This window comes from Streptomyces sp. NPDC002730, from assembly GCF_042888805.1.
Taxonomy (GTDB): domain Bacteria; phylum Actinomycetota; class Actinomycetes; order Streptomycetales; family Streptomycetaceae; genus Streptomyces.
This window is the reverse complement of sequence record NZ_JBIAQG010000035.1, coordinates 1-5,713: the sequence shown is the minus strand read 5'-3', so window position 1 is coordinate 5,713 and position 5,713 is coordinate 1. Positions and strand designations below refer to the sequence as shown.

The window sequence follows — 5,713 nt, the reverse complement described above, 5'->3', positions numbered from 1 at the left end:
ACTGGCAGAGTTGCCCGCGGTGAGCGTGTACGTAGCTCCCTGCTGCCCCTGAGCGAAGTCCCCCGTGTGACTCTTGTCGATCGCCAACACCGGAGTCGGCACAATGGGCGTCTCCGTGATCGCCACACCGATCGGGAATCTTCTGACTGGGATGGTGTCGACGATGGTCCGGCTCGCGGTGTCAACCACCGATACGGTGCCTTCATCGACGTAGTTGGTGACGTAGGCCTGCGTGCCGTCAGGGGTGAAAGCCACATCGTTGGGGCTGCTGAAACCCGCGATGGTGCTGCTGATCGTGTCGGACGTCGTAGTGATCACCGACACGGTATTGCTGCCGGAGTTGGTGACGTAGGCCCGCGTGCCGTCGGGGGCGAAGGCCACATTTTTGGGCGCGCTCAAACCCGCGATGGTGCTGCTGATCGTGTCGGACGCTGTAGCAATCACCGACACGGTATTGCCGGCGAAATTGGTGACGTAGGCTTTGGAGCCGTCAGGGCTCACCTTCACACCGCGCGGACCGCTGAGACCGATGACCTCGGATACTGCGGTGGTTGCCGTGTCCACCACCGAAAAGCTATTCGATGCCAAATTGGTGACGTAGACCTTGGAACCGTCAGGAGTAACGTCCACACCCCAGGGAGAGCTCCCGACGGGGATAGTATTGGTGACGGTATTGGTCGCGGTGTCGATCACCGCCAGGGTGTCGTCATCGAACTGGGCGACGTAGACCTTGGAACCGTCAGGGCTGATCGCAATACCGTGTGGGCGCGTTTGATTGCCCAGGTTGATGAGGGTGGTTACGACGTTGGTCGCGGTGTCGACTACAGCCACCTGATTCCCAGTGTCGAGGGTGGTGTAGACAGTTGTGCCGTCGGGAGTGATCGCAACCTCGGTCGGAGCGGTCGCATTCTCAGTCGGCGGTGTGAGGTTGATAGGGCTCAAGGGAACTGGGGCAGCCGGATTGGCAACGTCGAACACATACTCCAGGTTCAATTCGCTGCTCTGGTTGGCGACGTAAGCGTAGGTTCCCGCTTGGACGGTTTGCGCGGCTGCTTGGGCTTGCGGGACCACGGCTAGGCCGAGGACCGTGAGGAGCGAAACCAGCAACGCATGCAACCATCGGTGAAGGGTGATGGTCGCGCTACATGCCCCCGCTCTGGCACCTCGGGGCTGGGTCGTCTGTGCTCCAGGGCTCATGCCCGGACCACCTCTCTCTAGCAATGGGCCCGTTATTGCCGGGCGTCGGGGCGGACGTGCGGCTGGAACCGTAGAGCTGGGGCCCTGCCACCGGTCACATACGGAAAAGCCATGCACCCTCATACCATGCCGATCAGTTGGTATATTCTCCCGAATCGCGCAGGGGTACACGGCCACTCCTACAGACCAGTGCCAATTCCAGTGCTATCTCCTCTTTCCTGATCCCTGTTTCGGATCGAACGGGTACGGCGGCCGCCCGATCCACCTACTCTGGCATTGCGTGAAGGTGAACTCGAGCGCAGCAGTCGAGATGTAGCGTGCTCGACCACATATCCGCCCGTATCTCCGGCCTGCAGCTATGTCGTCCGGTCCTGATGTGGGAAAGCCCTCGGCTCTGCGAAACCGCGGGGACGGACGAAGTAAACCGGACCGCTCCGAACCATGCTCCCGCAGCAGCGTGCCCCTCGCATTGGGCTCTCCAGCACGGGCGCTGTCTCGCCGATCAGAGCGCCAATACTGCCCCGAACCCGGGGCAGTCGGCGGCATTTGGGCTGAAACCCGATTCATCCTCATCCTCACCGACAAACGGCATCGCCACCACGTTCTGCCTCTTGCCAATCTCCAGAACAGCGGTGGGATGAAGCAAAGGGGACGCTCCCGGATGACGGCTACTTGGGCTTCGCCGCGCTCCATCGGCCACGCGATCACTGCATCGAGAAAGCCCCGCAGAAGCTCGGCGGCCCTGCACGAGCCATCGGCACGCCCCGTGCTATGACTGCCACTCCCAGCGCGTCAACTGCCGCACACGCCCTGGGATACCCCCGCAACTGAAAAGGATTGAGCCGCCGGACCAACTCAACGCGCTCCAGGTCCGCGCAGCCGAATGGCAATCACACTAATCGGTTATTGCACGCCCCGCTCCTGGCCGGTGTCCGGTCCTCAAAGTTCTGCTCTGCGATCTTCAGGTAGGGCCTTCGCCCGTTCCTCCCTCGCGCTCTCGGCGAAACGGGTGATCTCGACGTTGGTTATGGGGTGTCGAGACAGGGCACGGCCCGTCGTTGCGCAGTCTGTCTTCGTGACCGGCCCGACAAGACGCCGGCGTTGAGGCTGTATGCCTCGCAACTCGTAGGGCTGTCGCTTCGCGGAGAGGGCGGTTTGGTGACTGAGCTGCCTGATCGGGTATCGAGTTCTTGTGCACCTGCCGGTTGGAGCAGGCGAGCAGCCGCTCCTTTAGACACCGGGGGCCGGACCAGGCACGGCTGCAAAGGAAGACAGATGCTGGCACCACGTCCGGGGAGCGCTGCGAATCGACTAGCAGGTGGCGGGAGCGAGACCCGCGTAGTCCACTGGGTGCCCATCGTGGGCGACCACGATCAAGCTCCCAGTGCGGTGAACCTCCCACAGATTGGGCTCATTGAGGAGCCTTCCCAGGTGGTGACACGGTGCAGCTGCGGCCACGATTCCTGCCGAGGTACTGGACCACGCGGCAGGCTCCGGGACTCCTGGTGCCGGCGGCGTCACGATCCGGTAGTAGGTACTCGGACTCACCAGTTCAGCAGCTGTCCCCTGCATGACTTCAGTTGCCCCGGACCCTCCCGGGGCGCCCTATCGGGTAACGGAGAAGAGCATGACGTTGAATCGAGCGACGAGGACGAAGCGGCGGACTGCAGCGCTAGTGATGGTCGGCCTGGCGGCGGGGCTGTTTCCTGGCTCCGAGGCAGCCTGGGCCGCAGCGCCAAACTACGCTGCCAAGGTCGACTACGCTACCGGAGACCTTCCCCTTTCGGTGTCTACGGGTGACCTAAACGGCGACGGTGACCGTGACCTGGTCACTGCTAATCAGGCTGCGGACACAGTGTCGGTGCTGTTGGGCAATGGGGACGGCACGTTCGCCGCCAAGGTCGACTACACCACCGGCAACGGCCCCTTCTCGGTAGCGGTGGGCGATGTCAACGGCGACGGTGACCGTGACCTGGTCACTGCCAATCTGTATGCGGACACAGTGTCGGTGCTGTTGGGCAATGGGGACGGCACGTTCGCCGCCAAGGTCGACTACACCACCGGTGATCAACCGTACTCCGTGGCGGCGGGCGACTTCGACGGCGACGGTGACCTGGACTTGGTGACCGCGAATCAACTCGGAAACACGGTGTCGGTGCTGTTGGGCAATGGGGACGGCACGTTCGCCGCCAAGGTTGACTACACCACCGGTAGCAGCTACGTCAACGGCGGCGACCAACCGGTCTCAGTGGCCACGGGCGACTTCAACGGCGATGGCGACCTCGACCTGATCACCGCCAACGCCAGGCCCGACACGGTCTCGGTGCTGCTCGGCACGGCGGGCGGCACATTCGGCGCTCCGGTCCGCTACTCCACCAGCAACAGCATCACCGGTGCAGAGGGCCACGGCCCGTTCTCGGTAGCCGTGGGCGACTTCAACGGCGACGGCAATCTCGACCTGGGGGCCGCCAACTTCCTCGCCTACCCCTCTGGCCTCGGAGCAGTGATGCTCGGCAATGGGGACGGCACATTCGCCGCCATTATCGACTTCGCCACCGGCAATCGCCCGGTCTCGTTGGCGGCGGGGGATCTCGACGGTGACGGCAATCTAGACCTGGTCACTGCAAACCAGGACCCTGACACGGTGTCGGTACTGCCGGGTAACGGGGACGGCACGTTCGCCGCCAAGATCGACTTCGCCACCGGCAGCGGCCCACACTCGGTGGCGGTGAGCGATCTCGACGGCGACGGCGACCTCGACCTGGTCACCGCCAACGCCTTCGCTGACACCGTGTCGGTGCTTCTCAACAACAATGTCGCCCTACGGCGACGGTGACCCCTCAAGCTTTGTTCCAGGAGGCTGTGACCTCGTAGGGCGGGGCTGGTCTTGGAAGCCGTTGTCTTTCCGGATGTGGCCGGTGAGTCTTCGCTGGTCAGACATCCCATGCCCGCAACGGCGGACGGCCAGCCCGAATCGCCGCACGCGCCCTTCCTCGCGCCACAACACTCTCCTCCACCATCAAGGTGTTGCGGCGACCAGTTGAATCGGCCCTGAGCGCCCCTGTCCGTGTGGAAGGCCACGCCATGGACCTGGCCGCCACGGTCGGCCACGGCCATCTCGATCGCATCGGTGACCAGGGACGTGCGCAGGTGGTCCGCGATGGACCAGCCGGTCACGCGCCGCGAGCAGATGTCGATCACCGTGGCGGTTCTGTGGAATCTGTGACCTGCGGTTTCATCTTTGGGTGCCTTACCGGACCTCGATGATCGGTAGCAGGTGCGAGGTGGTCGGTCGGTTCAGCTCACGAGGGCTGGGGCTGGCGGGGGTGGGGACCGCGGCGAGGCGCTCGAGGAGCGCGCCGAGGGCGGTCTGTCCGTCGTCAACTTCCTTATCTCCGTGCGGAATTCGCGGCTGGTGTACTCCGATCCGCGATCGGTGCGCATGATGCAGCCGGGTTTCAGCTCGCCCCGGCCGGCGGCCATGCGGATCGCGTCGGTGACGAGTGAGGCGCGGTGGTGGTCGGCCATCGCGTACCCGATCACCTCGCGGGTGGCCAGGTCGATGACGGCGGCGAGGTACCACCAGCCCTCCAGGGTCGGCAGATATGTGATGTCGCCGACCAGCTTGCGGCCCGGCTCGGCGGCGGTGAAGTCGCGTCCGACCAGGTCAGGAGACGGAGCGGCCTTGGTGTCGGCCTTGGTCAGGTTGCGGCGCTTGCGACGGGTGATCCCGCGGATGTCCCGCTCGCGCATGATCCGCTCGACCTTCTTCCGGTTGACCCGCCGGCCCGTGCGCCGCAGTTTGGCGTGGACGCGCGGGGCGCCGTAGGCGCCCCGCGAGGCGGCGTGGATGCCGGATCTCCCCGGCGAGCTCGTCTTCGGCCTGCTGCCGGGCTGCCGCGGCGGGCCGGGCCGTGAGCCAGCCGTAGTAGACGGACCGGCTGATCTCCACGACCCGGCACAGGGCGGCGATGCTGAAGCCGCCCGGGTTTTCCTCACTCGCCTTCCCGCGTCGATGAAGCGGCACAGCGTGCCTACTTCATCTCCTTCGCGAAGAAGGCGAGACCTTTTTCAGGATCTCGATGGTCTGCTGCTGTTCCCGGTCCCGCTTGCGCAGCCTGGCGAGTTCTTCCCGCTCGGCCGTGGTCAGCGCGCCCGCCGACCTCTGAGGCGACCCCTGTGGTGTGGACACTCTGACAATGGATCTTGCAGATCCGAGGGAAGGTGTCCTGGTGGGACGTAGGTCTCCGTATCCGGCGGAGTTCAGGAACGATGCGGTGGCGTTGTACCGCGCGGCGGGTGGGAAGTGCACGTATGCGGCGGTCGCGGCGGATGTCGGGGTGACCGGCGAGACCCTGCGGAGCTGGGTGCGCCAGGCCGACGAGCACACGGGCCGCGATCACGGCTGTGGCGAGCAGGGTGCGGAGAGCCGGGACGAGGAACTGGCCCGGCTGCGCGCGGAGAACGGTCGGCTGCGCAAAGCGGAGAAGGAATGGGAACTTGAGCGGGAGATCCT

At 64.9% G+C, this 5,713-nt stretch carries 5 protein-coding genes and 1 pseudogene; 2 read left to right on the top strand and 4 right to left on the bottom strand.

Annotated features, from left to right (window positions below; all coding sequences use genetic code 11):
- A partial coding sequence (locus tag ACFYXH_RS41635; RefSeq protein WP_389574857.1) for a beta-propeller fold lactonase family protein occupies nt 1-1,107 on the bottom strand: 1,107 nt, incomplete at its 3' end.
- 1,660 nt (nt 1,108-2,767) lie between these two features.
- On the opposite strand from ACFYXH_RS41635, the gene ACFYXH_RS41630 reads away from it, so the two are divergent.
- Nucleotides 2,768-4,033 (top strand): FG-GAP repeat domain-containing protein, encoded by a 1,266-nt coding sequence (locus tag ACFYXH_RS41630; protein ID WP_389574854.1) that lies wholly within the window; start codon nt 2,768-2,770, stop codon nt 4,031-4,033.
- A gap of 215 nt (nt 4,034-4,248) precedes the next feature.
- Here ACFYXH_RS41630 and ACFYXH_RS41625 read toward each other — a convergent pair.
- The 3 genes and pseudogenes from ACFYXH_RS41625 to ACFYXH_RS41615 form a co-directional block, all read right to left on the bottom strand.
- Nucleotides 4,249-4,404, bottom strand: a pseudogene (locus tag ACFYXH_RS41625) (DDE-type integrase/transposase/recombinase); the annotation flags it as partial.
- A 90-nt stretch (nt 4,405-4,494) separates the two neighbouring features.
- On the bottom strand, nt 4,495-5,196 hold the full coding sequence (locus tag ACFYXH_RS41620; RefSeq protein ID WP_389574851.1) for an IS3 family transposase: 702 nt from the start codon (nt 5,194-5,196) through the stop codon (nt 4,495-4,497).
- A gap of 40 nt (nt 5,197-5,236) precedes the next feature.
- The gene (locus ACFYXH_RS41615; protein ID WP_389574849.1) at nt 5,237-5,389 is read right to left on the bottom strand and encodes a hypothetical protein; all 153 of its coding nucleotides are present in this window, start codon (nt 5,387-5,389) and stop codon (nt 5,237-5,239) included.
- Between the two features lie 40 nt (nt 5,390-5,429).
- Between ACFYXH_RS41615 and ACFYXH_RS41610 the strand changes: the two genes are divergently transcribed.
- The coding region (locus ACFYXH_RS41610; protein WP_389574888.1) for a transposase at nt 5,430-5,713 on the top strand (284 nt) is incomplete at its 3' end.